The sequence below is a fragment of the Pseudoalteromonas sp. P1-16-1b genome (assembly GCF_001401785.1).
Classification (GTDB): Bacteria; Pseudomonadota; Gammaproteobacteria; order Enterobacterales; family Alteromonadaceae; genus Pseudoalteromonas; species Pseudoalteromonas undina.
The window spans coordinates 18,250-44,911 of record NZ_LKGQ01000012.1 but is presented as its reverse complement, the minus strand read 5'-3'; the positions used below and the strand labels follow the sequence as shown (position 1 = coordinate 44,911).

The window sequence follows — 26,662 nt, the reverse complement described above, 5'->3', positions numbered from 1 at the left end:
AAGTCAGCCATTAAAACAGTTTTCTAAACTCGCTTTTTCAAGCAGCATACAATGACCACTATTTGCTGGAATAGAAGTAAAACGATAATTCCAATCCGCTATTTTATGAAAGCTTAATTTAGGGTATTTATTTGCCTGTCTAAATAGTTCATCGCCTACGGTCCCTTTAAAACTACCATTATTGTTGAGAGGCAAACGGAGTGCGCTTACAACCATTGGGTAATCAGCGTTGAGAGATAAGCTTAGTGGTGCGCACCTTTGCGAACATGTATACCAAGAGAGATAGCTCGCCCACCAGGACCAACAATAAATGCTTCACAATTAGGAAAAGCATCGCCAGTGATATAAGTAACTATATCCATGTGACCGCTAACAGTATCAATGTCTATAATAATTTTATACTTAACATTTAAAGTTGGCACGTATGAAAAGTCTAATCTTTCTTGCATCTGAGGTGAGCCAGGCATTGCGTGATTAACTCCCCCGTATTGGCCGTCTAACCGATACTGATAAATACTATTATTAGTTGGAGGTTTTTCTTTGAGGGTAACACGCCCTTTTGGTGCTAGGTTACCAGAATATATTCTTTTCTTATCTTCCCACGGTGCTTTTGATGGATCTGATATTGTATCAATAGATACTATTTTTACTATTTTTTGTAGAAAGCCGTAGACGATGCCAAATCCTTGAGGTCGTAGGTTTAATACCACTAGGTTTTAGAGAAAACCCTCGATTTATCTCCTTCAAACATTGGTCCAGACCAGCCAAAGTCTTTTTCAGGGTGAAATGAGCATAACAATTCTGTAAAAGCTTCAAAAGCACAGTATTATTGTTTGTTATCAATAAAGAATTACACGTGTCATATACACAAAGCCGCAGTATTTATTACTGTGGTTTTGTGCCTAAAAAGAATACATTGCCTAGATATGTTAGTGCTGATAACGTGATATAACAAAACTACTTATAACTCCATGTTTTAAATTAAGGACAATAATGAACATTTCATTGGAAGATGTCACCTCTGCTAATTACGAAGAGGTATGCGATTTAGACGTTACAAAAGCGCAACAAGAATACGTAGCGTGTAATATGTGGTCGTTAGTTGAGTCTCATTATAATGTTGGGTATACCTGTAAAGCTATTTACCAAAATAATGAGCCTGTAGGCTTTTTTATGTGGGTGCAAGAAATCCCTGCAAAAGTTTCTATTTGGCGTTTTATGGTAGATGAACACCATCAAAATAAAGGTATTGGCCGCCAAGCACTGACTATGGCAATTGCAGAGATTAAAACGACTTCTAAGCTTGAACAAATCGAGATTTGTTATAACCCGCAAAACCCTGTTGCTAAGGATTTTTATTCTAGTTTTGGGTTTGAAGAAGTTGGCCTAGATGAAGACGAAGAAGATATGTTAGCCATTATTAATATAAAAAGTTAACCCAATTTTGTTTAGCGCGTTGCTTATTGCCATAAAAATTAGTGCTTAGTAAGGTGTGGAGGATGTTGCAGTGCTAATTTTTTTAGCTGTGTAATGCATGAAAGCGCTAAGTCATGATATTCATCATCGCTATACAATATCTCGTTTAGCAGATTAATAGATTGTATGAGTGCATTGTGCGCAGCACTTTGTTCGTCTAAAAAGTGAAGTGTGAAATAAAGGCGCTCTGTAAGTGAGGTAATTTGTATGATTTGCTGTTTATTCGCACAGTTATACATTTGAGCTAACAAGGACGCACTTTCAAGTGCACACCCCAAGTACGGCAATGCTTGTGCAAATTGGTATCGTTTAAACAGCGCTTCGCCACTTAACTGCGCGTTTTGAATATCTATAATTGCTTGCTCTGGTTGACATAAAACATGTTGTTTGTGTCGAGCACATAAAAAAGGTAAGGCCATGGGACGTTCCATATCTGTATATTTTTTAAGACTGTAAAACAGAAACTCTAAAACATCAAATGATAATTGTTTTTATTTGCATTTGTGGGTTTAAAGCAGTTTGTTGTGTATACTAACTTCATTGTTTTGATTCTTATTTTTATAAAAACCGATATGAAAAATCCATTTTTAGCACTTGTTTTACTCAGTGGATTATCAGGCTGCAGTATAAACACAGTATCAGTATCTCAAAGTTCATCCTTGTATAATTACGGGCTTTATAATGCAAATGGCCAGCGAGTTAATTCAATATTGTCAGAATCCACGCTTTTGAATGCCGATGTTGTTTTAGTCGGTGAATGGCATACGCATCCGGGCGTGCACTTATTTCAGGCTGAGCTGTTTCAGCAATTAAGCACACAAAATAAGCCTATTGCCTTATCGCTTGAGCAATTTAGTCGCGCTGATCAGCAAACACTAAACCTTTATCTTGAGAGTAAAATAGGTGAACAATACCTAATTGATAATACTAAGGCTTGGCCTAATTATAAGAGCGATTATCGTGCGTTAGTGGAATTGGCGAAGATACAAAATAGCGATGTAATAGCTGCAAATGCGCCTAAGCATATTGTTACCTGTATTGGTCGCCAAGGTATTAATTATATTAATAAACTCGACCCACAACAGCGTAGTTTTATTGCAAAAGAGATAGATACTTCTCCAAGCCTTTATAAAGAACGCTTTATGCAATCCATGCATCATGGAACGGCGAGTAAAAACGAAAAACTTTACGCCGCGCAAGTTACTTGGGACGAAACCATGGCTGAGTCTATCGTTAACTATATTAGTCAAAATAAGGGCAAGCAGGTTATACATTTAGCCGGTGATTTTCATGTGAGAAATGGTGAAGGCATAGCGCGAGTAATTAAGCGAATTGCCCCAGAGCTTAATGTTGTATGGGTTTCGCCAGTATCAAAAGTACAATCTGAGCAAAGTGGTTATCAATTAGAAGTTAACGCTTTGCCTGCTCGTTATGTGCAAAAAGCACATCAACAAGCGGCATTCAAAGCTTTAGTCAAGCGAGGCGAGAAAACACAGTGCCAATAATAGGTTGGCACTGTGTTTGTGTAATACACTTTTTAATATTTACTTAAGCGTAAATGTGCCTTTCATCATGGCGTAATGGCCAGGAAAAGAACAAAAGTAAGTGTAATCGGTTCCGGCGGTTAAGCCGCTGGTTTTAAAAGTAACGTCGGTTGTTTTGCCGCCGCCAATAATGTCTGTAGCACCAATCACGCGACTATCATTAGGCTTTATGTAGTGGTTGCTAAGCCCTGCTGCGTTGCCATCTGTGATAATACCTTGCATGTTTTGTTCAGTAGATAGCACCCAGTTATGACCCATTACATTGGCAGGTAATTTACCGGTGTGACTAAGCTTTACAGTCACTTGTTTACAGCTTTTAGGGGCGCTTAGTGTTTTAGTTGAAAACTGCATCATATCGTTTGCATCTATATTTAGTGTGCATTCGTCTGCATATGCAGTATTGGCACTCAGTAGCAGTGTAGTGCTGAGTAAGGCTATTAATTTTTTCATACTGTCTCCGCTAGTTGGTTTGAGCTGTTTCGTGCTTGATTTGTTAGGGCTACAAGTGCTTTTCGCACGGCTAATGGGCTATCGCACTCGTTCGCAAAATTAATAAAGTAATTACGCTTGTGGCTTTGTATATAAAAGCCTGTGGGTAGTAGGCCGCTCATTATTGGGGTGTTATCGGCTACGTTATAGTGCTGCATTAATATCAGCGACATAGCATCTTGATGATCTTCATTCATATGAGTGATCATGCTTTGCTGCTGGCTTTCATCCCACTTTTTAGGCTGAGCTTGCCACTCGTTTTGCTCAAGCCAAAATATTTTTCCAAAACCGCCAATATAACGCACCCGTACTACATCTAATTGCCAAAGCTGAAAATCATGCGCATTGCGATAGCTTGCAGCCTCAGGGTACAAAGCTATATATTTATCAAGTAGCACTTCGCTTTGATCTTTTGCCACAATAGAGCCATCACCTACGAGTGTTACTCGCCCATGTTCGTTTTGATCGCCATAATCGGCGGCATCAAAAATAGTCAGACTCATGCGTGAGTCCTGTTTTAAATTTTTGGTGTGCTGAGCTATGTCACTAATAAAAAAGTAGATGCGACCTTGTTCGTCACACATATAAGGTGTAACAGAGCCAAACGGATAGCCGCGTAAATTATTTGAAATGGTCGACATTACGCCGGCATGGGTTTTAAAAACGAGCGTACGTGCGTCGTTTAATGCTTGCTCTCTCATGAAAACTCCTGACGTTGAGAAAAAACCATGGGCGCATCGTTATAAGGATGAGGGTTAACGTGCAATTTCATGGCGTACATTTGTTGTAAGTTTTGTGCTGTTAAAACCGTATTTATAGACCCGCTTTGCAGCACTTTTTGGTTGTGTAATAAAATAGCGTTGGTTGCATAAAGGCTTGCTAAATTAAGATCGTGTATAGCAATAATGGCGCTGTTTCCTTGCTCTACAAAGGTTCTAACACAGCTAAGTAAAGCATGTTGATGACGCATATCTAGCGCTGATGTTGGCTCATCGAGCAACATTAATTTAGGCTCAGTTTGCGCAGTAAAAGCATCTAACTGGGCTAATGTGCGCGCCATATGAACACGCTGTTGTTCGCCGCCCGAAAGCGCACTCATTCGACGTGTTAGGTAATGGGTTAAATCCATAAGTGAGGCATATTTTTGAACTTTATTGGCTTGTGTTTTAAGAGACTCTGTATAGGGATAGCGGCCCATAGCAATGAGTTCAAATACACTAAAATCAAAGCCAACATGGTTACTTTGCATCATTACAGCGCGCTTGCTAGCTAATTGCTCTTTAGAAAATGAATGCAAAGGTTTGGTATTAAATAGTATATCTCCCTCAAAGGGATGCATGCCTGCCAAAGTATGCAGTAAGGTCGATTTACCTGCGCCATTTTCGCCTATCAGTGCGACAAGTTGTCCTGCTTGGATATTGCCGCTAATACCCTCTAAAACACGATGGGTGTTAAAGCCTATATTGAGGTTGTTAAACGTGATCATGACCAATCTCGCTTATTTTTAATGATCAAATATATAAATAGTGGAGCGCCAAGTAACGCCGTTATAATGCCAATTGGCAGCTCCGCAGGCATAACAACTAAGCGTGCCAACCAATCTGAAAGTAGCAACACAATCACACCTAAAAGCATACAAAGTGGCAGCATATTTCGTAAATGTGGCCCAACCATGAGGCGTGCGATGTGAGGAACAACTAAACCAACAAAGCCAATTAAACCTGTTAGCGCAACTACCGCACCTACGCCCAATGCAACTAATATAATGACGTATAATTTAAGCTTGCTGGTATCGACACCTAAGTATTGAGCTTGTGATTCACCAATAAGAAGTAGATTCATTGGCTCTTTTAATCGCCATAGCCCGATAAGGCTCAGTAAAAGCAAAAGACTCGCTTGTTTTATATTATCCCAACTCGCACCGCCTAATGAGCCCATGGTCCAATAGTTAATTAACCGCAGTGCGCTGTCATCAGCATAAAAACTTAATAACCCAATAACAGCAAATGCCAATGCATTAATAGCGACACCGACTAATATAAGCGTATTTATATTAATTTGTTTTTGTTGTTTTGAGACTAAATATACCAGCGACGTTACTGATAGTGCGCCCAAAAATGAGGCATAAGGTAAGTAGTGTTGGGCGTTAAAATTAAATTGTGCACTAAGGGCGATAAAAGCAACCGCGACCATTGCAGCGCCTGCGCTTATACCAATAATAGAGGGATCGGCAAGCGGGTTACGGCACAGCGCTTGAGTTGCAGCCCCTGTTTGCGCAAGTACTAAACCCACCATCACTGCAAGAACAAAACGAGGCAGGCGTATTTGTGTAACCACATTGATTTGTAGCGCATCAAATTGACTAAAATGCTCAGGGGCTAGCCATGCAATAGTTAAACGCCAATCCCATCCTGCGGCTCCATAGCCTATGCTAAGTAATGCTAAAGCAAAAATGCAGCCATAACTTAATAGCATCCACTTATGCGGATTACTCAGTGTTATGGCGTTAAAACGATTCAAAGTTAACGTGCTCATAAGCGTGTTTTATACTCATGCAATGCTTGAATCGCGGTTGCAATACGCGGCGACATGCCCAGTGAAAGTAAGCTGTCCATGACCAGTAATTGACACTCTTGCGCTGCTTTTAATAAACGAAGTGTAGGCTGTTTACAAAAGGCTTGTTTCCCACCAAGGCTTTGCACAACATGCGCTGGCGCCACTAAAAAATCGGGCTGACTTACAGCCAGTACTTCACTGTTAATTGCTTTAAAGCCTGTATGCGTAGCAGCTATATTGGTAATGCCCGCATAATTAAACAGCAAGTTGGGCACCGTTTCTTGTCCTGCTGCGACGAGCCCACGCTCATTAGCTGAAAGTAAAAACAAAGCGTTATGAGTCTGTGTTTTTGCTTTAGTAGGTAACGATTTTTTTATTTTAGTAATTAGGTTTTGAGCTTTTAGGTTTGCATCTAAATCACTACCAAGGTGCTTAATTAGCGCAAGCAGTTCATTTACAGAAGTCGGTTTTTTATAGTGAATAACCTTCACTCCGGTCGCTTCTATTTGCTTGAGCGCCTGCTCTCTTCCTGCACCTTCAAGTGCAAGTAACGTAGTTGGGCGCATTGAAAGCACTCCCTCAGCGGCTAGGTCTCGATAGTAACCTACCTGTGGCAACTGTGTTGCTTGTTGCGGATACATACTTGATTGGTCAACCGCGACTAAACTATTTTGTTTTTCTAGTGCGTAGATTATTTCAGTTAATGTGCCGCCAGCACTGATCACACGCTCTTTCGCGAGTGCTGATTGAGTGGCTAAAGCCAGAAAAAAAATTAGGTACTTCATAACAAACTCCGATTTTATTTTTTAGTATTATAACCACTTTAATCTAAATGAAAATGATTATCATAATCAATTGATCTTATTTTGGGTTAGTTGTACCATTCAAAAGTAAATAATAACTATTATCATTTGGAGTGGAGATGAATCCCTTTTCTTTTAAATTTACAGCATTAGCCTCTTTGTTAATTAGCTCTGGTAGCGCATTGGCCGAAAATGTTATTGACGATCATATTGTGGTTAGTGGCTCTCGTTTTGAACAAAAGCTTGAAGATGTGACTGGCTCAGTAACGGTTATTACCGAACAAGATATTGAGCGTCAGCTCGCTGTAGATTTACAAACTATGTTTAAATACGATCCAAGTATCTCAAGTACTGGCAGTGGCGCAGGCGCGCAAACATTAACTGTACGGGGTGTTGGTGGCAACAGAGTTGTTTTTATTAAAGATGGAAGACGCACAAACGATGGCTACGCTGGCGGCGGCGGTTATTTAGTGGGTCGAAACTACTTTGATGTTGCGGGTGTTAAACAAGTTGAAGTTGCAAAAGGGGCGGCATCATCGCTATACGGTTCTGATGCACTAGGGGGAATTGTAGTAATAACAACTAAAGACCCGAGTGATTATTTAGTGGATCAACAAAGCTTAGTAAAAGTAGCGTTAGGTTATCAAGGCCAAAGCAATCAGGTTGCTGCTGATATTACAGCAGCAAAAGATTTAGGTGACTTTGCTATTAGCGCTGTTTATAGCCATCGCGATAGTGAAGAAGTACAAAACTACGTTGAAGATTTACCAGGTTACGATGCCCGCTCTGATGCTTTACTGCTTAAAGTTGAGCAAAAACTTGATGAAAAGCGGACCCTTAAATATACCTTAGATTACTTTAATCAAACAACAGAGCAAGTAATCACTCCATCCATTCAAGAAACCGAAGACGAAGACACAAATATCTCATTTGCACTCGATTATGATTCAGATATGGCAACAGCTATATTTGATAAATGGTATGGGCAACTATCTTATAGTCGATACGAGCAACAAAGTGACCAAATAAGCGCAGCTAGAAATTACATCGATTATAATGACTACGGGTTTGAGCAAGATATTTTAGGCTTAAAAGCGGTATTTAGTAAGGAAGTTAAAGGAGAAAATACCGAGCATGAATTTGTCTATGGAGTAGATATTGATTTATATGATACTACTCGACCACGCTTAAAAACCCGTGTATTAAATGATGGTACTGTTGATTTTACGAATGAAAAACAAAAAGCATTTCCTGGCGCCGATACTTCTTTAGTTGGTGTATATATGCAAGACAGTATTAAATTTAACGAGACTGATTGGTCGTTAGTTGCGGGTATTCGTTACGATTATTATGCACTTGAAGCCAAAAAAGATGCGTTATACGCTGACACCGAGCTTGATGATATTACCGAGTCTGCGTTCTCACCAAAGCTGGGTGTGATTTATCAGGTAGACGATAATTTATCTTGGTATGGGCAATATGTTCGAGGCTTTAAAATACCGCCACACGACCAAGCCTATCAAAGCCATGGTGTTGAGCCATTTTATCAAATATTACCAAACGCAGATTTAGACCCTGAAAGCAGTGACTCATTCGAGATCGGATTAAGATACGCAAGTAGCGATATTAGTGTAAATCTAAGTACTTTTTATGCTGCCTATGATGACTTTATCGAAACAACCATTGCGGGTGTTGAGCCAACTTATATTCCTAATGTAAATAAAACATTTTACCAATACCAAAATATTAGCGAAACCCAGATCAGCGGTGTAGAAGCTGGTATTGCTATGTATGTCACCGACGATATTTTATTAGAAGCCAATGTTGCTTACGTAGATGGTGAAAACAAAGACTCTGATCAGCCACTTACTAGTATTAGCCCGTTAAATGGTTCTATATTAGTAAGCACTGAGTTTGGCAATGTTAATTGGACCGCTGCTTGGCGTTTAGCTAAGGCACAGTCTGATGTAGTACTTGATACTAATGGTAATAAAACAACACAAGGTAACGGTTATGGTGTTGTTGATTTATATGCAAATTATCAGTGGAAAGCATGGCAAATGAATGTAGGTTTACTTAACCTACTCGATAAAGAGTACGTACCGTTTGAACTTATTGCCGGTCAATCACAAGGCACTGATTTTAGCCAATATAGCCAACCAGGACGTAATGTTTCGGCTCGGATAAGCTATCAGTTTTAATTAAAAACAAAAGCCGTATATAAATTATACGGCTTTTTTAATTGCCTTCATATCAATTGAAGAATAACTGTAAAGGGGGTTAACAGCTGCTATGTATTATACAAAACAATAAAAAAAGCGCCTTAACCACTACATTAAGACGCTTTGGATGAAAAGCTAAATAACAAAAGTCGGGTTAAAATAGCTAATCGGGACTATGAAATTGTTAGAATTGATATGCCAATGACATCTTAAATTGAGTAGGCGCACCGGGGTAAACCCATAATGCGTTGTAGCTACTTTGAGCATATTCTTCATCAAAAATATTGTTAACACTGATATTTAACTTGGTGCGCTCGGTCAAGTTTACCTGCCCAAAAATACCAACTAGTTGATAGCTCGGTAAGTTAAATGTTAAATCGGCGGCATCGCCTAATCGCTCACTGGTGTACTGATAACTGGCACCTAGTTCTAGCTCTTTGCCAAGAACGGCCGTTTGATGGCTAAGCGTTAGATTTAAGTTATTTTTAGGCACATTGACTAATGGGCTGCCTTTTTTGATTGGCACGCCCCAATCAGCATTTATTATGTCGTTTGCCGTACTGGCATCTATATAAGCGTAAGATAAATTAAACTTTGTATCATCAGTAATATAAGTACTTAAATCGAGTTCAACACCTTTACTATTTGCTCTACCAATAGGCGCTGAAAAACCAACGTTTACAGGGTCGGCTACTAACATATTACTTTTAGTGGCATCAAATAATGCTAGGGTTCCCGTTATGCCTTGGTAGCTAAATTTAGCGCCTACTTCAAATGAGTCACTGTATTCAAAGCCAAATGGGTCGCCATTTGCATCTGTACCACTTAATGGTAAAAAGCCTTCGGAGTAGCTGCTGTATAAGGTTACAGCGTTGTTTAGTTCATATACTAAGCCTACTCGTGGACTTACCTGACTTTGTGAACTGCTTGAAAGCACACCACTTTTGGTTTCTAAAATGTCTTGATCTACGCTATCGAATCTAAGGCCAACTAATAGCTTAATTTTATCAGTCAGATCCATTTGATCTTGAACGTATATACCATAAGCATCTTGTTGTTCGTTGTTTTCGTAGAGCAAACCTACTTCAGGACGAGCAACGTTATAATTCGGCTGATAAATATCAACTGTGTAAGTGCTATTACCGCCGCGATAACGATAAAGTCCAGTGCGTAAGTCGTATTTGTATGCGTCGGCTCCTATTAATAAGTGATGGGTAATGCCTGCGGTATCAAAATGCCCACTTAGCTCAAATTTAAGGCTAGTATCATCAACGTCATAATCGCGGTAGCGCTGTTGGCGGGTAAGTGTTTGGCCATCATCGAATAATGATTGGCGCGAGGGTGCAAGTTCAGCATCAGACGAAAACCCAGTTAGTGTAGAGCTGCGGTAGTTTGCGCCTACAACGAGTGACCATTCATTGTTTATATCGTGATTTAAAGTTACTTGGTGACCACGAGAATATACTTGCGTGTCACCATCGTTTGGATTGCCTAAATAGCGTGAGCTAGGAACAGTATTAAAATTATCATTAAGTACAACAACACCACGGTCAAATAGCTGGGCTAAATCAACGTATTCAAATTCATAAGTGATACTGGTTGAAGCGTTTATTTGATGATAAATAGATGGCGTAACCACCTTTTTATGGGTGTACACCTCATCGCGGTAGCTGTCGCTATCTTGCCATGCGCCATTTATTCTAAATGCTGTGTTATCGTTAATGCCGTTTGTATAGTCACCTTCAACGCGATTAAAGTTATCACTACCTAAGCTAAGCTTTAGCTCACCCTGTTGCTCAAATTGAGGTTTTTTGGTCACGATATTTACTGTACCGCCGGGCTCTGAGCGCCCGTATAGTGCAGAACCTGGACCTTTTAATACTTCAATGTACTCAATGTTTGATACATCACGAGGGCCGCTGAATCCGCGTCCACCGCTAAAACCATTAATTAAGTAACCCGATGGCATGTTTTCGTTACCCGATAATCCACGAATCGAAAAGCTATCCCACAATGCGCCACTGTTATTTTTACGTGAAATACTGGCAGAAAAATCCAGCGCATCTTGTAATTGAGTTATTCCTTTTTGATCAAGCACCGCGTTATCGAGGGTTTCGATTGATTGTGGCATTTGCTTTTGAGGAATATCGCCTCGGTAAGCTTGTTTATATGTAACCGCAATTTTCTCTATTGGTTGGCTTTGGGCAATGCTTTGTGCGCTTGCACTTAAGCAGGCTAAGTAAATTAATGAGTACTTCATAAAATGCTTTTGGTAACGTTATATTATAACTAAAACTATAACATGTGTTACTTTATAACAAAATGTTTTTTTGCGCTCTATGTGTGCGTCTAATTTTTATACTAGCGGCTATACAGCTATCACGTTAAGATGGATGAAAATAACACAATAAGAATAATATAATGTTAACAAAAACAAATGCATTAATTTACTTTTTAGCCTTTAGCAGTGGCTTTAGTATTATGGGAATAGAGCTGTTAGGTGGGCGCATTTTAGCGCCTTACTTTGGCAGTAGCGTACATATCTGGGGCAGTATTATTACGGTATTTATGCTTAGCTTATCATTCGGGTATTTACTGGGAGGGAAGCTGTCTATTCGTCATCCTTCGTTGACCAAATATGGGTTAATCTTTTTAGTTGCCAGTTTTATGGTGGTGCCCATTGCTTTGTTTGCTGAGCCAATTATGGCATTTATTTTTTCGCATATTGAAGACAGCCGCTACGGCTCGTTACTCGCCTCAACCGCGTTATTTTTTATACCCACCATTATTTTAGGCATGATCTCGCCCTACTCTGTACGTTTGCTGGTTACCAATAGTGAGCGCAGCGGCCAAGTGGCTGGCGGCCTTTATTTTGTAAGTACCTTAGGCAGTGCGCTGGGCACCATTATTACCTCTTTTTATATGGTACTGGCGTTTGATGTTAACACCATTATTTTAGGTTTTGCTGGTGTGTTAGGCACGCTTGGGCTAATTGCTATTAGCTTTGATAAACTTAAAGTGCGAGAGGCCGTTTATGCACAAGCTTAAATTATTGTTTATTAGTATAATGGCGCTGCTATTTTCAGCTCATAGTATGAGTAATGTTGTGCATAAAGAGCGCTCTTTATATCGAAATTTACTCGTTGAAGAGACTGGCGATTTACGCTGTTTAAAGTTTGATGAAAAAACCCGACAAAGCAGCCAAAGTTGCATGTACATTAGCGACCCTAAAAAACTGGTATTTAATTATACTAAGCTGGCTTTTTCTAGTTTATTACTGATTGATAACCCTAAAAATGTGCTCATTATTGGTTTAGGTGGCGGTACGCTTTCTAATATGATTCATGAGCTATACCCAAAGGCACACATTGAAAATGTTGAAATAGATCCTTCGGTAATTAAAGTGGCGCGCGATTATTTTAACTTTATAGAAACCGATAACGTAACTACTAAAGTACAAGATGGGCGTATTTTTATTAAACGTGCGGCGCTTAAAAGTCAGCAATTTGATTGGATTATTTTAGATGCGTTTAATGGCGATTACATTCCTGAGCACCTACTCACAAAAGAGTTTTTTGAAGAAATAAAAAGCGTATTAGCCGAAGGCGGAATTGTTGCTGCTAACACGTTTTCATCAAGTAAACTTTATGAACATGAATCGGCAACTTATCATGCGGTATTTGGCGATTTTATTAATGTAACAGCCAATAATAATAGTAACCGTATTATTTTAGCCGGTTATAACAAAACCCCTACAGAGCAACAAATAGCACAGCGGGTTAAGCAACTAGCTCCATTACTTGCCCCTTATGATGTGGATATAAAGGCAATTAGTAAACGTATGTTTTTCACTAAAGATGGAAAGGGCTGGCCAAGTGATACTAAGGTGCTGACTGATCAATACTCTCCAGCTAATTTACTTAACTTTTAGCGGCTGATATCACATGGTCACTTATATCCGGTGACCCTAGGGTATTATTAAACAGATAATATTTTAAGGAAACGGCAATGCACATTCACTTTATTATTCATGAACATTTTGAAGCGCCAGGCGCTTATGAAGCTTGGGCTAAAATGAATGGCCATACGTTGTCTTATACCCGTATTTATTTAGCTGAACCCTTACCTCAGCATACCGATGATATCGATTTTTTAATCGTAATGGGTGGGCCACAATCGCCCGCTACATCGCTTGCAGAATGCCCTTATTTTGATAGTAAAAAAGAACAAGCCTTTATTGCCAGTGCGATCACGGCAAACAAAGTGGTGTTAGGCGTTTGTTTGGGGTCGCAATTAATTGGTGAAGCGTTAGGCGCGACTTATCAACCTAGTCCAGAAAAGGAAATTGGTAAGTTTGCTATTACCCTCACCGATGCAGGCTTGAATCATCCGTTATTTAGCCATTTTGGCAGTGAGCTTAATGTGGGGCATTGGCATAACGATATGCCCGGGCTGACTGCTACGGCCAGTATTATTGCCTATAGCGAAGGTTGTCCAAGGCAAATAGTCGCTTATAGCGATTTAGTATTTGGTTTTCAATGCCACATGGAATTGACCACCGAGGTGGTTACCCTCCTCATTGCCAACGATGATTTAACCAATGCCCATAATTACCGCTTTGTTGAACAACCCGAAAAGCTCTTAAGTCACGACTATGATGAGATGAACAATAAACTTTATACTTTCTTAGATAAGCTTGCCGTACACTATTTATCTAAATAATACTTATTTACGTGAAGTTAAAATGCCAATTATTTACTTAGCCTGCTAACTAATGCTAAAATTTGCTGATATTCACAAGTAAGAGTTCCTATGAGTAGCAGTATTCCTTTTCATGAAACACTCGATTTAACTTTATGCGGCAATATGGGTCGAGTGCACCGCTTATGTCGAGAAGCGGTGACACTGGCGGTTGAACCCTTAGGTTTAACTCAGTCGCGCTGGACGGCAATGATTCACTTACATCATTTACCTTTAGGGGCAACACAGCAAGCGTTGGCGACCAGTTTAGGTATTGAAATGCCCTCATTAACGCGCACCATTAAGCAATTAGAGCTGCAAAATCTAGTTATTCGACAAGTTGATGAACACGATAAACGCAGTAAAAAATTGTACTTTACCGATGAGGGTATAAAGTTATTAGAACACTTAAAAGAGTTAACAAGCGATATTAAACAGCGTTTATATGCAGGTTTAAGCACGGAGCAGCTTGATGGTATGGCGCATAGTTTAGTGCAAATGGAAGAAAACGCGCGGCGTTGTATTGCAAGCTTATCTGGAGATAAATAAGTATGACACCCGATCAAAAATTTGCCCGCTACGTTAAAGTATCGCTCGTTGGTTTTATTGTTGTATTTTTCTATTATATTGTTGCCGATGTATGGCTACCGGTTACGCCACAAGCACGGGTTTACCATCCGGTTGTGCAAATATCGCCGCAAATAAACGGCCGTGTTACCGATGTATTGGTTAGTAATAACCAAACGGTTAAAGCGGGTGATGTATTATTTGAAATAGACAAAAATACTTACCAACTAGCACTTGAACAAGCACAGCTTGCCCTTGACGATGCCAAACTGCAAAATAAACGACTTGATACCAACGTAAAAGCGCTGGAGGCACAAATAAGTGCAGCTAACGCTAAATTGCATGAGCAGCAGCTATTAAAAAAGCGTGGCGAAACACTCTACAAACAAAACTCTATTTCGGAGCAAGAGCTTGAAAGCATTCGTGCAAATTTTACAGCAAGCCAATCTAATTTAGCTGCCTTTGAAGCACAGTTGGCAGAAGCTGTTTTAGCGCGTGGCGATTCAGGGCAAGATAACTTAGCACTGCGCCATGCAGCAAACCAGTTAGCACAAGCTGAGCTTAATTTATCTTATACGCAAGTGCGTGCTTTAAGTGATGGCGTTGTAGCTAATTTACAGTTACTTGAGGGCTCCTATGCGGTTGCGGGTAAGCCATTACTCGCGGTTGTAGCAAAAAAAGCAGATTTGGTAGCCGATTTTCGTGAAAAGTCACTATTAAACATGCAGCCAGGCAGTTTAGCAAAAGTGGTATTTGATAGCCGACCTGGTGAAGTTTTCGACGCAAAAATTGAAATATTTGAGGCCGGTGTCAGTGACGGACAACTTAGTGCAAATGGATTACTTAGCACCACCGAAACCAGCAATCGCTGGGTTCGGGATGCGCAGCGTCAACGTATTCATTTAGTGCTGCCAAATAACAATCAGCTTATAAATAATATGCCCAGTGGTGCGCGTGCCACTGTGCAGTTACTTCCACAATCGGCTATAGGTCAATGGTTGGGAACAGTACAGATCCGCTTTATTAGTTGGTTACATTACATTTATTAGTGGGGCAAGTAATGACACAACATGTTAGCCAAGCGCCACAACTCGATTCAAATGGTTTACGCCAAGCGCTACGGATTGCTGGCGGCTGCACTATTGGTTTTACTTTGTGCAAGTTAATGAATTGGCCAAATGGAATATTTTTTACGGTTTACCCTATGTTATTACTCGGTTTAGTGCCAAGTATTAACAAAGGCGTGATCCGTCAATTTGTTGCCAGTGCTGCCTACAGTGCGTTTATAGTGCTTATTTTACAGGGCTTATTTTCACACTTGCCGGTGTTAATGACGCTCATTATTTTTGCTAGTTTTTGCGTGTTATTTTACTTAATGAGCTCTGGTGGTGCGTTTTTATTTGGTGCGTTAGGTGCGGTGAGTTTATCGATTCAGTTACATTTTGCCAGTCATGTTGATCAAGCTAGTAGCATTTACCCGCTTATTTTAAGTAATGGTGTGGCTATTTTTATTACTATTATTATTGCGCTCTTGATGCATGGCTTGTTTCCTGACGTGACAGCGCGGCCCATGCGCGCTGTACCGCACAAGGATAAAGAAAGTATTCGTCACGAGGTGTTGTTATGTGCCACGGTAGCGACTTTGTCGTTTGTGGTTTTTCAGGTGCTTGATTTGCAAGATTCAATTTCGGCGCAAGCGGCATCTATTTTAATTTTATTTTCGTTGTGTTTTAAGGCTGCGGGTACCGCAAGTTGGCAACGTATTATTGGTACACTGATAGGCTGTAATGCTGCTTTAGTTGCGCAGTTGTTTTTGTATAACCATACCGACGTTTTGCTTTTTCCGGTGGCTATATTATGGATTTTGTCTTTTATATTCAGTCGTTTTCATATTTTAGGCGGTGGTCCACCGGGGGTTGGGTTTGGGGTATTGACCACTTTTGGGATTTTATTTGGTCAGTCGTTAGGCCCTGGGCAAGATTTAATATACAGCGCCATGTATCGATTTAGCTCGGTGGCTGTTGCAGTAACAGTAAGCTTAAGCGCAGTGTATGTAGTACATCGAATCCTAAACCGATTTAGCGTCACCCGCCATCATACTTATGATTAAATTAAAGGCTGCATTCGCAGCCTTTTTTATGTGCTTAACCAGAGTCAGGTTACTTAAGTTACAGCTTTATATTACCGCGGAGAGCTTTGGTTTGGCCGTGTTTGGTTTTTTTATCCATACGTTTACGCTGTGAGTTACGGCTAGGTTTGGTAGCACGACGTGCCTTATTAACCTTTGTGGCGCTTAAAATTAGATCTTTTAGCCGTTTAAGCGCATCTTCCCTGTTGAGCTCTTGAGTGCGGTGGCTCTGGGCTTTAATTATCAATACCCCTTCTTTGGTGATCCTTGAATCTTTTAAAGCAAGTAATCGTTCTTTATAAAACTCGGGCAATTTAGAGCGGTTTATATCAAAGCGTAAGTGTATAGCACTGGCTACCTTATTAACATTTTGTCCGCCAGCGCCTTGCGAGCGAATAGCGCTTAGCTCTACTTCCCATTCATCAATGGTTACGCTGTTTGAAATAGTTAACATAGTGCCCCGCTCTTTTTGCAAAAAAATGTATTATAACATCAGTACATTGACTTGTGGTGATTCAACTAATTAGATAGGCGGCCATTGCTATTTTCAATCTAATAATTGCTAAATAAATACATAAAAATTAATTTATCCTACACTTACTACATTGTTTTTTAATTTGCTTTAATTATATGAAACAAATATCTATTTTAATGTCTTTGGTATGTATGCTCGCTATTTCGTATGCTGTTTATGCCAAATCATCTCAAACGTTTAGTGCTGGTGTAATTGCACAAGAACAAGTTTATCCAATTAAAGTGTTACCTTTGGGTAATTTTCAACGCTGTTTTGTTGTTGCTGCGCAAAAAGAAGATGCGCTGTATTCTGCGTGTTATATTAAAAAGAGCGCGCAATCGATTTGGGTTGCCGAATCCGCGGGAGCGCGTTGTGAAATAAAATGTGAGTCGCATTTAAACAGTGATGGCAAAACACAGGTGCAGTACTTTACTACTGATTTATAGCAAAAATGCTGTGCCAAGGTTTCTTTATCGCGGTGGTGAGCCCTTTTATTTGTTTAACCACTTGCTTATCACACGCTGTTTGCTTTGCATTATGCGGCCCTGACAGCATCAAATAATGGGCTTCACCTTTTATTGCTTGCTTTGCTACGAACAGTGATGGATTTTCCCTTAGCAGTTTTTTATTAACTGATTTTTCAGAGGTATATGCTACGTACTGGCAAAAGTAAGTCTCAGTTTTTTGGGTTTGCATATCGCCCCACTCCCCTATTTTTCGCCACTGTGGTGAGGCATATCGCCTTGCATCAACCATAAAGCTGCCATGAAGCGCCGGTATTGAATAAACATCATTAATGGTTTGCTGTGCTTTAGCTGCATTATTATATGGGCCTGCAACGAGGTAATAGCTATCACGGTTTTCATGTTTATATAACTGCAAAGCATAGGCTGCTTTATCAATTTTATTCGCCACAATAAGTGCCGATTGAAACTTTTTGAATACGCCTAATTGCACAAAATAAGGCGTGTTTTGGTTTGCTTTAGCTGCTGTTGTTGGTTGCTTATTTAAGGTATTAGCGTTATTTGTGTATACAATGATGTCTTGCAGTATTATGGTGTCGCCGCTTTTTTCAGTGATGATCTGCTCGGGAAGGTTTTTTATGGTTATGTTTTCTGATAGCTGCTCATTTTTTTCTATTTCAAGAATATAACTTCCTTGAGAAACATTAGAAAAATAATAATAACCATCATATTCAGTGACCGTTGAATAATGTTTTTCGCCGCCCTTTTCTTTAAGTACAACCGTCAGTCCTGCGATAGGTTTACTCTTTTCATTGCTCGATAGATAGATAGTCCCCTCAACCTCGTTGTAGACAACTAAAGGAATGTTTACTTTGGTTTGCCCACCTCTATGAGCCAATGTTTTAATTTTCCCTAAAGAGGGCTGCAAGTAAGGATTAGACAACGAGCGTAAATTAACATCTAAAACTTGGCCACCGTAACTGCTTGGCAGCAAGACCTTTCCGTCATTATTGGTGTATTTATCTCGCCATAGGTAGTTGCCAGTAAAATTAACGTCTTGAATTGGCTCATCGCCTTGGTCAAAGATTTCATTTTCATTCCAATCTATGAACGAACTAACTTCTATTTGCCCGGAATTTAATGAGCGAGGAGTGTCAAAGTTAAAGTCTGCTTCTAAATGATCAAAACTAAATGTGCCATTTAAACCTAAAGAAAAGCGCCAATCACCTTGATTATCGACTTGCCCTGATACTTGTATATTAAATATCTCATGGCGGTATGTATACTGATGACTTAAAAGCGTATTTGCTGCAGAGTTAGACTGATAAGTCAGCTGTGTTTGATTGAAGGTGCTTTGTGTTTGTGGCCAACGTAAACTACTTCTCAAACGAGTAAGTTCTGCGCCATTATTAGTCTGCCAATCTAAGGTGTTGGTCCATTTCCAAGAGGCAATATCCATTGAAGAATAAAGCCGGTTTATTAGGTTATTCGTATCGTCATCATAAAATAGTTGGCTTGACCATGTTCCTCCGATATAACTTTTATTGATACCTAATGAGAGTCGGTTTCTAGTGTTGGTATTTTCACGTACTTCATTGCTCCATCTCATATTCCAGTTAAGGGAGTTAAAGAAATCAGTCCGACCATTTAGGCTCAATAACAGCCTATTTTTGAGTGAGTTCTCTTGTGCTACAAATAAAGCGCTAGAAAAGTCATTAAGGGCACTGTATTCAACATTAACACTGATGTCGTTAAAAAGTGTATCAGAAAGTAGGCCTCTAAAGCCGGCAAAATAAGCATAGCCAGCATCGAGTTGTTTTGTGGCTAGAAAACGGTAACTGCCGTGATCTGTAAGTGTATTTAGCCCCGATGATAGGTAGCTGCTGTTATCTTGGTCAGTTTGCAAATGAGTAACTTGAGCGTCATAAGTGATAAATTCACTAATGCCATATGATAGATTGCTTTTAAAGGAATTGCTCATCGCTGTTGAAGCGTTATTAGATTGATTAAAAACGCTTTTATCTGCTTCTAAAAACTCTACTTGATAGCTTATTTTTCCGGGCGATAGAGCGTCTTGTCCTATTGTATATTTTTGAGTACGTGTGATTTGCTCGCCTTGTGAGCCAAAAAGTTTAATTTCAAAAATATTGTTGCCGTAAAACGTTTCAACATCGGTAAATCGAACCAAATTTTCGTCGTTAGCTTGAGTAGTGGCAATAAATTGACCATTTCGATACAGCTCCGCTTGCCAGCCCGGTAATGCGGGTTCTTCAATGGTAATGGTTGAAAAGTTTTGTGCCGAATGTGGGTTAGCATTTGAAATATAAAATCCCCGACCTTGATTTGAGCTAGTAATAAGCTGATCTGATTGAGATTGAATATCTCCCAATTGGTAGTGAATGCGTGCCAGTGAGTGATCTTGTTCACTTAAATTAAAGTCTTTAGTTACTTTTAAAAAGGTATTAGCGGTGTTTTCGTTTTTGTTGAATCGTAGTTCAGCTCGATGATGAAATAAGTCAAAGTAGCTATTAAGCCTGAGTAGCCCCTTATAACGATTATTAGACGATTTATAGCTTGCTGATAACGAATATTCAGATATCGGATAGGTCAGCGTTTGGTATTGGTCGTCTATAAAGTGATCGTATTGCAGTGCTTTGGACTTAATTTGTTTTGTAATACCACTTGTTACTTGGCTGTTATTATAAGTAAGCAAGCTACTAGAAAATGAAACCTGCATCAGTGAGTAATCAAAGCGCGAGTCGGTATTTAAAAGTGTATTTATGACAGATAAATCAACATAGTGGTCGTAGTCATCGACAGCCCACAATGAAACATTTTCTGAGGGAGCTAAAGTTGAGGAAAGCTCAGTATTAAGCACCAGCTCACTTGAGTCAACTTTAGCAACCAGTGTATTTTTTGACACATTTAAGCTAATTCCCATAGTCGATTTCAGGGCGCTTATGGGCAATAGCAACTTATTTGATTTTGAATAGTAGGCTTCTAAATCTGAGACAACTGAACGCCCATTTACCCTGACATTTATAATCACAAAAGCCTCCTCATCAATAGGCCATTGATAAAGAGTCGGTAACTGCTTGGCGATGATTGCTTTAGGTGCAATTAACAGTAATGTACAAAGTAATAAGCGAGCCGCTAAACCACAGCCTAATGCCCTTATGTTTAGCACTTTCTATTTGATATTAATAGGGATCGCTAACTCGATTTTACCGCCGTAAAGCTCGTTTTCTTTGTAATTGAGTGTCAAAGGTCCTGTCACTGGAGCTTGTAAAGTGATGTATACCTTTCGACGAGATAGAGGGGTATAAACGGCCACATTGGCTATTTCACCAACCATTAAATTATTCTCATCAACTAATTCAAAGTTTCCATACACAGAGCGATTCCCTGTGAGTGTTTGCCAAAATGTTAGAGTCGGGCGCCCATTTTGAGTAATTAATTGCGGGTTTATTAATTCTGAGTCAGCCTCTAATTGGCCATGACGAACGATAACAGGCACGCTGTAAGCAACCTTAGGCCTAATACTTATTCCATCAGCGTCAGGGTTTTGTGATTCAGAGGCTATGATTTTAAGCACCGCCCTGTATTCGCCAACAGCAAGCTCAGCTTTTTTGCGAACGGTCATTCTGATAGCTTGCATCCCTTTTGGGGCAATAGTGCCGCGACGTGGTGAAAACCGTAGCATGTTTTTGGCAGAGCGTCCTTCAACTTGTTGCGGAGTAACATCTATAAGCGCTCCTTCTTCGGTCATATCTTTATGGGTAACAACAAGTTTAAAATCGAGATTTTTATTAGAGGTATTGCGGATAAGTAGTGAATTATTTTTAGTACGTCCATCGAAGTATAAACGGTATTCAGACAGCGCAAGGTTGGCACTACAAATTTCAGGTAGTAAAAGAGTTAGGCAAAGGGAAGCCCAACAAAAAAGTTTAAACATCATGGGACAACTCAACAACATGATAATAAAAAGTGGAGCGCGATGCTCCACACATTTTATTTTTAATGCGCAATTGCGCAAAAAAATAAACTGAGACTAAATTAGTAAATTACTATTGCCTCAGCTTTCATAGTCTTATTGGAAAGACACATCTACAGTATAATCTACAGTGTAAGCAGCGCCCGCTGTCAGTGTAGAATCAACGGTCATATCACCATATACATTAACGGTAATATCTGTTGCACTTGCATCAGTAGTGAAAGGAGACGCAACATTGTCAGCAGTTGTTACACTGGTTGTTCCATCTGTAGCCGTTGTTACTGGAGCAAAAGTTAAGTTAGTGCCTGTGCTTCCAGATACAGTAATATTCATTGCTGAATTTGGCGCTAAACCAGATACAGTAATTCCACCTAATTGAATGTTTGCATCTGACGCATCACAGTCACCCGATACAACGCCAGCATTATCCATCGTACATGTTGAACTTGTAGATAAGCGAATTTTACCAAAGTGCAGTGCGCTATCTTCTGCAAAAGTAGGCTCAGTCCAACCGTTTACACTTGCTTGAAAAGTTTGGTTAGATGCAAGTAAAGAAGTTGATGAGATTGCTAGTAAAGCGGAAGCAGCAAAGATTTTTTTATTCATAGTTTTTCCATTTTTAAAAATTATTATTTTTTTACTTCCGTGCAAATTAGTTTAGAGGGTTATCTCAGTCCATTGTTTCGGATTTAAACACAATTGTTATCAAAATGAAATCTTTTGTTAACGTTAAGGCTTTTTAAAAGAGATAAGCAATATGAAGTTATTAATTTTGACCAGCAAAATGCAACAAGAAAAATAACACCGATGTAAATTATATTTTAACGCTAGAGGGAGTTATTTTAAGGCATAGTCATAGTGACTTAATAGATGTTGGGCCTATATAGATGTTTATAAAATATTTTTAATCTTTCAGAACCATTTTGTAGTTTTGTATGGCTGGAGGCCTGTGCTTAAGTAGTAAAATAAAGTGGCTGCAACATCTATGCGACATGTTTATTTATTGAGCATAATTTACGCATTGCATCTCTATTGTTATTTGCTCAATTAAAATCATTACGGATTAAACCGCATTTATCAAAGATCAGATTTTTACTAACACGTCGGCTTAAAAGTATGAAATTTAATTTTCCAAGCCTGTTTTTTCATCGTTTTTGGTGGTTTTTTAGCCCTCTACGGTAATAAGTTAGTAAAAAATCGGTTTATATCAGTGGTATTTTATCCCTTGTTGGTAAAATACTGATCCAGTGTTATTTGAGGGAAATTTAAAGCTTAGAAGGTCTTTAATTATTAGCTGCTTGTATCAAACTTTCCTGTTAGGCCATTTAAAAACTGATTCATGAGAGTGCTTTAGCTAACTTTTAATTTCACACACTGACGTGTATTTACTGCGGCTTTATGTATTTAGTAGACAACAACAACGCATTCAGAACAAGCACTCACTCATACAGGTTATTTTATAGTTAATTTGTAATCCAATTGCAGATCACTATTTAACTAACTCAATTTAATGCTTATCACTGCATTCAAATACAAATAAGAATTACTATCTTTTGTATTTGTTGGCGTTATAATATCGCCAACTTTTTTAGCTATGTTTAAAAGGAATTTGCAGTATATGCAGGCCTCTAACCGTCTTTTAGACTTTCCCAAACCCGTTTTTTCTATGTTATGGCAATTTATGCAGCGCTTTAACTATGAATTAGCGGTTTTATCGCGTTTTTTTATCGCCATTGTGGGCGGGTATTTTTTTACTGCCGTCAGTGTGTCGCTGTTAAGTGTTGTGGTGCCGGTCTCTAAAGTTGACGCGGTTCTTTTAAGTGTGTCTGCGAGTATTTTAATTTATGCACTGGTGTTTATTTATAGTTTTTATCTTCAGTCGTTAAAAACAGTTTGGATCAGTATTTTACTAAGTATTGCAGTGCAATTTTTTATATTGTCGTTAATGAAGGGATGGTTATGAAAGGGAGTTTTTTTCGCTCAATGACCTGGTTACATACATGGGTAGGTTTACTCGTGTGTTGGTTACTGTATTTAATATTTTTTGCAGGCACCATCAGCTTTTTTAGAGATGAAGTTAGTTTATGGAATCAGCCAAGTATTCATAATATTGAGCAGCAGACAGACCGTATTGGCGCGCAAAAGCAACAAATAATAAGTGGCGTTGAGTATTTAAATACCCAAGCACCTAATGCCCCTAATTGGCGTATAACACTTCCTGAAGAGCGTGTACCCTACTTAACGTATGGTTATGCTAAGCCAAAAGAGCCTGAGCAGCGCAGAGCCTCTTTTGAAAATACCCGTTTAGATCCAAATAATATGCAGCCTTTAGCTCCTTTTACAGATACCCGAGGGGGAAATTTCTTTTATCGCCTGCATTTTGATTTACATTATATTGATGTAAAAACAGCGCGTTGGATTGTGTGTTTTGCAAGCTTGTTTATGCTTATTGCATTGATATCAGGGATAGTAATTCATAAACGAATTTTTAAAGATATGTTTGTTTTTAGAGCTAATAAAGGCAGTCGTAGCTGGTTAGATGTACATAATTTAAGTTCTGTATTTGCCTTACCGTTTCATTTAATGATTACCTATACCGGCATTATTACTCTGATATTCATGATATTTCCCTACCCCGCGCAAACCGTTTATGAAAATGGAATACGTGGTTTTTTCAATGATGTTTCGCCAAGTAGTCCTGTAACAGAATCATTGCAAGGTACCGCACCGTTAGTGCCTATCAGCACTGTTTTAGATCAGGTTTATACTAAGTGGCCTGAGGCTGATATAACTCGGGTAATTATTAATAAGCCGAATAAAGCTGCTGCAACTATTATGGTTTTAGTGAGCCCTGGAAAAACATTAAGGGATCAATCACCCCGTTTAATTTTTAGCGGAGCGAGTGGTGAGCTTGTTGCTCAAACTGATGATGAACTCACTGGCAGTAAGGCGCTATATGAATCATTAAACTCAATGCATACTGGGCGTTTAGCAGAACCATTATTACGTGTTTTATATTTTTTAGGCGGCATTGCCGGCTGCATAATGATAGCGACAGGCTGCATAATGTGGGCTAAGCGCTTACGCGAAAGAATGAAAAAAAATACTCAACCATCTTGGGGGCTAAAGCTAGTTGAAGGGTTAAATCTAGGAACATTGATGGGACTACCCTTGGCTACATCGGCTTTCTTTTTGGCTAATCGTTTACTCAGTAAACAGGTTGCTGAGCGCGCGGATAAAGAAATACTCGCTTTCTTTTTAACTTGGCTATGTGTGTTCATCATTGCCTTTGTAAAGCGTGACAAGTTGCAGTGGTGTGTGATGGCTGCCATAAACAGCATTGCTTGCTTTAGTGTGCCACTTGTTAATGCGCTAACAACACAAGGTAATATAATCAGTTATTTGCGTCACGAGCAGTGGGCATTATTTATGTTTGATAGTCTTTTTCTAGCGTTTGGTTTGCTGTTTTTGTTACAAACCGAAAAATTACGTACTGCTCTGCAAGCTAAAAAACCAACTCCAATAAATACTCAGGAGCAAAAAGTATGATTGTCTTGCTTCCTTTTAGCTTATGTTTGGTGGCTTTTAACTGCTTTGCGCTGGCTAAATTTAATCATTTTAAGGATGTTTTTAATAAGCGCCCCACTCAACAGCAGCGTTTGGTTTTATTGAGTGTTGCTTGGATCAGTATTTTACTAAGTTTGCTGTTATGTGTTAACGAATTACAAGGTTATGGTGGTTTGCAATTTTGTGGCTATATGACGTTAAGTGCTTTAATTGTAATGACTTTTTATAGCTTTTTGGTGAGGTTAACTAAACTTTTTAACTTACTCATATTAGTAATATTGGCCATGAGTACGTTATTTTTTGGTTTTAATGGGCTTTAGTTAGTAAAAACCTGATCCCAAAAAAACAGGCTAAATTGCGTAAAAAAATGGCAAGCCATCAGGCTTGCCAATTAAAAAGGGGGATTGTCATTATGTCTTCACCTGCTTGTTTCTTTGCAGATGCAGTCACTATAGTCTTGCTTTATTTAACTTACCTTACAGTAAGGTGATCGTTTTATTACAGCTTAGACTATTTATCAATTCAACTTGTAAACCCCCTTTACAGCGCTTTTTGATTTACCCAAATAATTTCGTCAGTTGCAAAACCAAGCGCCTTTACTTGGCTTAAAAAGTGCTGCTTAAGCTCTTTGCTTACTGTTGGTGTGCGTGATAAAAACCACAAGTAATCTTTACTATAACTGGTAATAAACGCATACTGATAATCAGGCTGGTCAAGTTCAAAAATAATATAGGCGCCATAAAATGGGCCAAAAAAAGATACTTTAAAATGCCCTGTATCGGCATTTTCAACAAATTTAGCTATGCCTTCAGCTTGGTCCCACAGCTGCTCTTCACTAATAAACCCTTTGTTTAATACCTTTACTGTTCCATCATCGTTAATTGAATAAGTGGCTGTTACTTGCTCCATACCTTGTTCAAAAGAGTGGTCTAATCGTGCTATCTCATACCACTTGCCTTGGTACTTTTCTAAATCAAAGTTTTTAACAGGGGTTATTCCTTCCGGTGCGCTGGTACAGGCACTGAGTAAAAACATAGCGGTAATAAATAATGCGGTTTTAAAAGCGAGCTTCATGTTGTTTCCTTTTCTTTAGAAATTGCTATAGGATCGCTCTAATACTAAAGCAATTTAAAGAATTTAGCATGAAAATTTGGGTTGATGCTGACGCTTGTCCGGTGGTAATAAAAGAAATCTTATTTAGAGCTGCAGAGCGTACGCAAACAGAAACTATACTGGTTGCAAATCATGCCATGCGCATTCCACCGTCAAAATTTATTAGTCGACTACAAGTGTCATCAGGGTTTGATGTTGCTGATGATGAAATAGTTAAACGAATTGAAAAGGGTGATTTAGTGATCACTGGAGATATCCCGCTAGCTAGCGAAGTGATTGATAACGGCGGCCAAGCGCTTAATCCGCGCGGTGAGCTTTACACTCCTGAAAACATTCGCTCTTTACTAAATGTACGTGATTTTATGGATACTATGCGCTCAAGTGGCGTAGAAATGAGTGGTGGGCCGCCTCCATTGAGCCAAAGTGACAGACAAAACTTTGCTAACAACCTTGATCGTATTTTAGCGCAAAATAAGAGTAGTTAA

General features: G+C 39.2%; 28 protein-coding genes. 14 read left to right on the top strand and 14 right to left on the bottom strand.

What is annotated here, in order from left to right:
- Nucleotides 1-3: 3 nt before the first annotated feature.
- Both AN392_RS10245 and AN392_RS10240 read right to left on the bottom strand, forming a co-directional pair.
- Complete coding sequence (locus AN392_RS10245) at nucleotides 4-195, bottom strand: hypothetical protein (RefSeq protein WP_152965250.1); 192 nt, start codon at nucleotides 193-195, stop codon at nucleotides 4-6.
- Nucleotides 196-242: 47 nt separating this feature from the next.
- Nucleotides 243-710, bottom strand: a complete 468-nt coding sequence (locus AN392_RS10240) for a hypothetical protein (RefSeq protein ID WP_055012655.1) — start codon at nucleotides 708-710, stop codon at nucleotides 243-245.
- A gap of 283 nt (nucleotides 711-993) precedes the next feature.
- Between AN392_RS10240 and AN392_RS10235 the strand changes: the two genes are divergently transcribed.
- Nucleotides 994-1,437: a GNAT family N-acetyltransferase gene (locus AN392_RS10235; protein WP_055012654.1), complete on the top strand. Its 444-nt coding sequence runs from the start codon at nucleotides 994-996 to the stop codon at nucleotides 1,435-1,437.
- 38 nt (nucleotides 1,438-1,475) lie between these two features.
- Here AN392_RS10235 and AN392_RS10230 read toward each other — a convergent pair whose 3' ends face one another.
- A complete protein-coding gene (locus AN392_RS10230; RefSeq protein WP_055012653.1) occupies nucleotides 1,476-1,895 on the bottom strand; it encodes a hypothetical protein in 420 nt (139 codons plus the stop codon).
- Nucleotides 1,896-2,048: 153 nt separating this feature from the next.
- Here AN392_RS10230 and AN392_RS10225 point away from each other — a divergent pair, with 153 nt between their 5' ends.
- Nucleotides 2,049-2,981 carry a ChaN family lipoprotein gene (locus AN392_RS10225; protein ID WP_055012705.1) on the top strand — a complete coding sequence of 311 codons (933 nt, stop codon included), beginning with the start codon at nucleotides 2,049-2,051 and terminating at the stop codon, nucleotides 2,979-2,981.
- 39 nt (nucleotides 2,982-3,020) lie between these two features.
- Here AN392_RS10225 and azu read toward each other — a convergent pair whose 3' ends face one another.
- From azu to AN392_RS10200, 5 genes are read right to left on the bottom strand one after another with little or no spacing between them, the layout of a single operon-like run.
- A complete protein-coding gene (azu, locus tag AN392_RS10220) occupies nucleotides 3,021-3,470 on the bottom strand; it encodes an azurin (protein WP_055012652.1) in 450 nt (149 codons plus the stop codon).
- Nucleotides 3,467-4,210: a HugZ family protein gene (locus tag AN392_RS10215; protein WP_055012651.1), complete on the bottom strand. Its 744-nt coding sequence runs from the start codon at nucleotides 4,208-4,210 to the stop codon at nucleotides 3,467-3,469. Before AN392_RS10215 ends, azu begins: the two co-directional genes overlap by 4 nt.
- Nucleotides 4,207-4,995: a heme ABC transporter ATP-binding protein gene (locus AN392_RS10210; protein WP_051894367.1), complete on the bottom strand. Its 789-nt coding sequence runs from the start codon at nucleotides 4,993-4,995 to the stop codon at nucleotides 4,207-4,209. The genes AN392_RS10215 and AN392_RS10210 overlap by 4 nt, the downstream gene beginning before the upstream one ends.
- Nucleotides 4,992-6,044, bottom strand: a complete 1,053-nt coding sequence (locus tag AN392_RS10205; protein ID WP_055012650.1) for an iron ABC transporter permease — start codon at nucleotides 6,042-6,044, stop codon at nucleotides 4,992-4,994. The genes AN392_RS10210 and AN392_RS10205 overlap by 4 nt, the downstream gene beginning before the upstream one ends.
- The gene (locus AN392_RS10200; RefSeq protein WP_010388749.1) at nucleotides 6,041-6,850 is read right to left on the bottom strand and encodes a hemin ABC transporter substrate-binding protein; all 810 of its coding nucleotides are present in this window, start codon (nucleotides 6,848-6,850) and stop codon (nucleotides 6,041-6,043) included. The genes AN392_RS10205 and AN392_RS10200 overlap by 4 nt, the downstream gene beginning before the upstream one ends.
- 137 nt (nucleotides 6,851-6,987) lie before the next feature.
- Between AN392_RS10200 and AN392_RS10195 the strand changes: the two genes are divergently transcribed.
- Entirely contained in the window at nucleotides 6,988-9,069 is a 2,082-nt protein-coding gene (locus AN392_RS10195; protein ID WP_055012649.1) for a TonB-dependent hemoglobin/transferrin/lactoferrin family receptor, read from the top strand.
- A 205-nt stretch (nucleotides 9,070-9,274) separates the two neighbouring features.
- On the opposite strand, the gene AN392_RS10190 is transcribed toward AN392_RS10195, so the two are convergent.
- The gene (locus AN392_RS10190) at nucleotides 9,275-11,350 is read right to left on the bottom strand and encodes a TonB-dependent siderophore receptor (RefSeq protein ID WP_055012648.1); all 2,076 of its coding nucleotides are present in this window, start codon (nucleotides 11,348-11,350) and stop codon (nucleotides 9,275-9,277) included.
- 161 nt (nucleotides 11,351-11,511) lie between these two features.
- Here AN392_RS10190 and AN392_RS10185 point away from each other — a divergent pair, with 161 nt between their 5' ends.
- The 6 genes from AN392_RS10185 (at nucleotide 11,512) to AN392_RS10160 (ending at nucleotide 16,507) form a co-directional block, all read left to right on the top strand.
- Entirely contained in the window at nucleotides 11,512-12,138 is a 627-nt protein-coding gene (locus AN392_RS10185) for a fused MFS/spermidine synthase (protein WP_055012647.1), read from the top strand.
- The gene (locus AN392_RS10180) at nucleotides 12,125-13,021 is read left to right on the top strand and encodes a spermidine synthase (protein ID WP_055012646.1); all 897 of its coding nucleotides are present in this window, start codon (nucleotides 12,125-12,127) and stop codon (nucleotides 13,019-13,021) included. The genes AN392_RS10185 and AN392_RS10180 overlap by 14 nt, the downstream gene beginning before the upstream one ends.
- 77 nt (nucleotides 13,022-13,098) lie before the next feature.
- A complete protein-coding gene (locus AN392_RS10175; RefSeq protein WP_055012645.1) occupies nucleotides 13,099-13,812 on the top strand; it encodes a type 1 glutamine amidotransferase in 714 nt (237 codons plus the stop codon).
- Nucleotides 13,813-13,902: 90 nt separating this feature from the next.
- Nucleotides 13,903-14,379 carry a MarR family winged helix-turn-helix transcriptional regulator gene (locus AN392_RS10170; RefSeq protein ID WP_010388735.1) on the top strand — a complete coding sequence of 159 codons (477 nt, stop codon included), beginning with the start codon at nucleotides 13,903-13,905 and terminating at the stop codon, nucleotides 14,377-14,379.
- A gap of 2 nt (nucleotides 14,380-14,381) precedes the next feature.
- Nucleotides 14,382-15,446 carry an HlyD family secretion protein gene (locus AN392_RS10165; RefSeq protein WP_055012644.1) on the top strand — a complete coding sequence of 355 codons (1,065 nt, stop codon included), beginning with the start codon at nucleotides 14,382-14,384 and terminating at the stop codon, nucleotides 15,444-15,446.
- Nucleotides 15,447-15,457: 11 nt separating this feature from the next.
- Nucleotides 15,458-16,507: a DUF2955 domain-containing protein gene (locus AN392_RS10160; protein ID WP_054201519.1), complete on the top strand. Its 1,050-nt coding sequence runs from the start codon at nucleotides 15,458-15,460 to the stop codon at nucleotides 16,505-16,507.
- A gap of 58 nt (nucleotides 16,508-16,565) precedes the next feature.
- Here the strand turns inward: AN392_RS10160 and arfB are convergent, their stop codons facing one another.
- Nucleotides 16,566-16,979 (bottom strand): alternative ribosome rescue aminoacyl-tRNA hydrolase ArfB, encoded by a 414-nt coding sequence (arfB, locus tag AN392_RS10155; RefSeq protein WP_010388730.1) that lies wholly within the window; start codon nucleotides 16,977-16,979, stop codon nucleotides 16,566-16,568.
- Between the two features lie 176 nt (nucleotides 16,980-17,155).
- Here arfB and AN392_RS10150 point away from each other — a divergent pair, with 176 nt between their 5' ends.
- Entirely contained in the window at nucleotides 17,156-17,485 is a 330-nt protein-coding gene (locus tag AN392_RS10150; RefSeq protein ID WP_041709269.1) for a hypothetical protein, read from the top strand.
- Here the strand turns inward: AN392_RS10150 and AN392_RS10145 are convergent.
- The 3 genes from AN392_RS10145 to AN392_RS10135 all read right to left on the bottom strand — a co-directional run bounded on the left by AN392_RS10145 (nucleotide 17,472) and on the right by AN392_RS10135 (nucleotide 22,103).
- A complete protein-coding gene (locus AN392_RS10145) occupies nucleotides 17,472-20,690 on the bottom strand; it encodes an SdrD B-like domain-containing protein (protein WP_055012643.1) in 3,219 nt (1,072 codons plus the stop codon). The two genes, AN392_RS10150 and AN392_RS10145, sit on opposite strands and share 14 nt — an antisense overlap.
- A 3-nt stretch (nucleotides 20,691-20,693) precedes the next feature.
- Nucleotides 20,694-21,461, bottom strand: coding sequence for a molecular chaperone (locus AN392_RS10140; RefSeq protein WP_235575585.1), 768 nt, complete (start codon nucleotides 21,459-21,461; stop codon nucleotides 20,694-20,696).
- A gap of 132 nt (nucleotides 21,462-21,593) precedes the next feature.
- On the bottom strand, nucleotides 21,594-22,103 hold the full coding sequence (locus tag AN392_RS10135; protein WP_010388724.1) for a hypothetical protein: 510 nt from the start codon (nucleotides 22,101-22,103) through the stop codon (nucleotides 21,594-21,596).
- Nucleotides 22,104-23,115: 1,012 nt separating this feature from the next.
- Here AN392_RS10135 and AN392_RS10130 point away from each other — a divergent pair.
- Genes AN392_RS10130 through AN392_RS10120 form a run of 3 tightly spaced genes read left to right on the top strand, consistent with a single transcriptional unit; the run spans nucleotide 23,116 to nucleotide 25,384 of the window.
- Nucleotides 23,116-23,460, top strand: a complete 345-nt coding sequence (locus AN392_RS10130) for a hypothetical protein (protein ID WP_055012641.1) — start codon at nucleotides 23,116-23,118, stop codon at nucleotides 23,458-23,460.
- Nucleotides 23,457-25,046: a PepSY domain-containing protein gene (locus AN392_RS10125; RefSeq protein ID WP_055012640.1), complete on the top strand. Its 1,590-nt coding sequence runs from the start codon at nucleotides 23,457-23,459 to the stop codon at nucleotides 25,044-25,046. Before AN392_RS10130 ends, AN392_RS10125 begins: the two co-directional genes overlap by 4 nt.
- Nucleotides 25,043-25,384 (top strand): DUF3325 domain-containing protein, encoded by a 342-nt coding sequence (locus tag AN392_RS10120; RefSeq protein ID WP_055012639.1) that lies wholly within the window; start codon nucleotides 25,043-25,045, stop codon nucleotides 25,382-25,384. The genes AN392_RS10125 and AN392_RS10120 overlap by 4 nt, the downstream gene beginning before the upstream one ends.
- 220 nt (nucleotides 25,385-25,604) lie before the next feature.
- On the opposite strand, the gene AN392_RS10115 is transcribed toward AN392_RS10120, so the two are convergent.
- A complete protein-coding gene (locus tag AN392_RS10115; protein ID WP_055012638.1) occupies nucleotides 25,605-26,138 on the bottom strand; it encodes a lipocalin family protein in 534 nt (177 codons plus the stop codon).
- Nucleotides 26,139-26,206: 68 nt separating this feature from the next.
- Between AN392_RS10115 and AN392_RS10110 the strand changes: the two genes are divergently transcribed.
- A complete protein-coding gene (locus AN392_RS10110; RefSeq protein ID WP_010388718.1) occupies nucleotides 26,207-26,662 on the top strand; it encodes a YaiI/YqxD family protein in 456 nt (151 codons plus the stop codon).

Excerpts from the sequence above, each read along its gene's own strand:
- AN392_RS10235 (WP_055012654.1), top strand. The coding sequence starts at position 994 with ATGAACATTTCATTGGAAGATGTCACCTCTGCTAATTACGAAGAGGTA.
- AN392_RS10230 (WP_055012653.1), bottom strand. The coding sequence starts at position 1,895 with ATGGCCTTACCTTTTTTATGTGCTCGACACAAACAACATGTTTTATGT.
- AN392_RS10225 (WP_055012705.1), top strand. The coding sequence starts at position 2,049 with ATGAAAAATCCATTTTTAGCACTTGTTTTACTCAGTGGATTATCAGGC.
- azu (WP_055012652.1), bottom strand. The coding sequence starts at position 3,470 with ATGAAAAAATTAATAGCCTTACTCAGCACTACACTGCTACTGAGTGCC.
- AN392_RS10215 (WP_055012651.1), bottom strand. The coding sequence starts at position 4,210 with ATGAGAGAGCAAGCATTAAACGACGCACGTACGCTCGTTTTTAAAACC.
- AN392_RS10210 (WP_051894367.1), bottom strand. The coding sequence starts at position 4,995 with ATGATCACGTTTAACAACCTCAATATAGGCTTTAACACCCATCGTGTT.
- AN392_RS10205 (WP_055012650.1), bottom strand. The coding sequence starts at position 6,044 with ATGAGCACGTTAACTTTGAATCGTTTTAACGCCATAACACTGAGTAAT.
- AN392_RS10200 (WP_010388749.1), bottom strand. The coding sequence starts at position 6,850 with ATGAAGTACCTAATTTTTTTTCTGGCTTTAGCCACTCAATCAGCACTC.
- AN392_RS10195 (WP_055012649.1), top strand. The coding sequence starts at position 6,988 with ATGAATCCCTTTTCTTTTAAATTTACAGCATTAGCCTCTTTGTTAATT.
- AN392_RS10190 (WP_055012648.1), bottom strand. The coding sequence starts at position 11,350 with ATGAAGTACTCATTAATTTACTTAGCCTGCTTAAGTGCAAGCGCACAA.
- AN392_RS10185 (WP_055012647.1), top strand. The coding sequence starts at position 11,512 with ATGTTAACAAAAACAAATGCATTAATTTACTTTTTAGCCTTTAGCAGT.
- AN392_RS10180 (WP_055012646.1), top strand. The coding sequence starts at position 12,125 with ATGCACAAGCTTAAATTATTGTTTATTAGTATAATGGCGCTGCTATTT.
- AN392_RS10175 (WP_055012645.1), top strand. The coding sequence starts at position 13,099 with ATGCACATTCACTTTATTATTCATGAACATTTTGAAGCGCCAGGCGCT.
- AN392_RS10170 (WP_010388735.1), top strand. The coding sequence starts at position 13,903 with ATGAGTAGCAGTATTCCTTTTCATGAAACACTCGATTTAACTTTATGC.
- AN392_RS10165 (WP_055012644.1), top strand. The coding sequence starts at position 14,382 with ATGACACCCGATCAAAAATTTGCCCGCTACGTTAAAGTATCGCTCGTT.
- AN392_RS10160 (WP_054201519.1), top strand. The coding sequence starts at position 15,458 with ATGACACAACATGTTAGCCAAGCGCCACAACTCGATTCAAATGGTTTA.
- arfB (WP_010388730.1), bottom strand. The coding sequence starts at position 16,979 with ATGTTAACTATTTCAAACAGCGTAACCATTGATGAATGGGAAGTAGAG.
- AN392_RS10150 (WP_041709269.1), top strand. The coding sequence starts at position 17,156 with ATGAAACAAATATCTATTTTAATGTCTTTGGTATGTATGCTCGCTATT.
- AN392_RS10140 (WP_235575585.1), bottom strand. The coding sequence starts at position 21,461 with ATGATGTTTAAACTTTTTTGTTGGGCTTCCCTTTGCCTAACTCTTTTA.
- AN392_RS10135 (WP_010388724.1), bottom strand. The coding sequence starts at position 22,103 with ATGAATAAAAAAATCTTTGCTGCTTCCGCTTTACTAGCAATCTCATCA.
- AN392_RS10130 (WP_055012641.1), top strand. The coding sequence starts at position 23,116 with ATGCAGGCCTCTAACCGTCTTTTAGACTTTCCCAAACCCGTTTTTTCT.
- AN392_RS10125 (WP_055012640.1), top strand. The coding sequence starts at position 23,457 with ATGAAAGGGAGTTTTTTTCGCTCAATGACCTGGTTACATACATGGGTA.
- AN392_RS10120 (WP_055012639.1), top strand. The coding sequence starts at position 25,043 with ATGATTGTCTTGCTTCCTTTTAGCTTATGTTTGGTGGCTTTTAACTGC.
- AN392_RS10115 (WP_055012638.1), bottom strand. The coding sequence starts at position 26,138 with ATGAAGCTCGCTTTTAAAACCGCATTATTTATTACCGCTATGTTTTTA.
- AN392_RS10110 (WP_010388718.1), top strand. The coding sequence starts at position 26,207 with ATGAAAATTTGGGTTGATGCTGACGCTTGTCCGGTGGTAATAAAAGAA.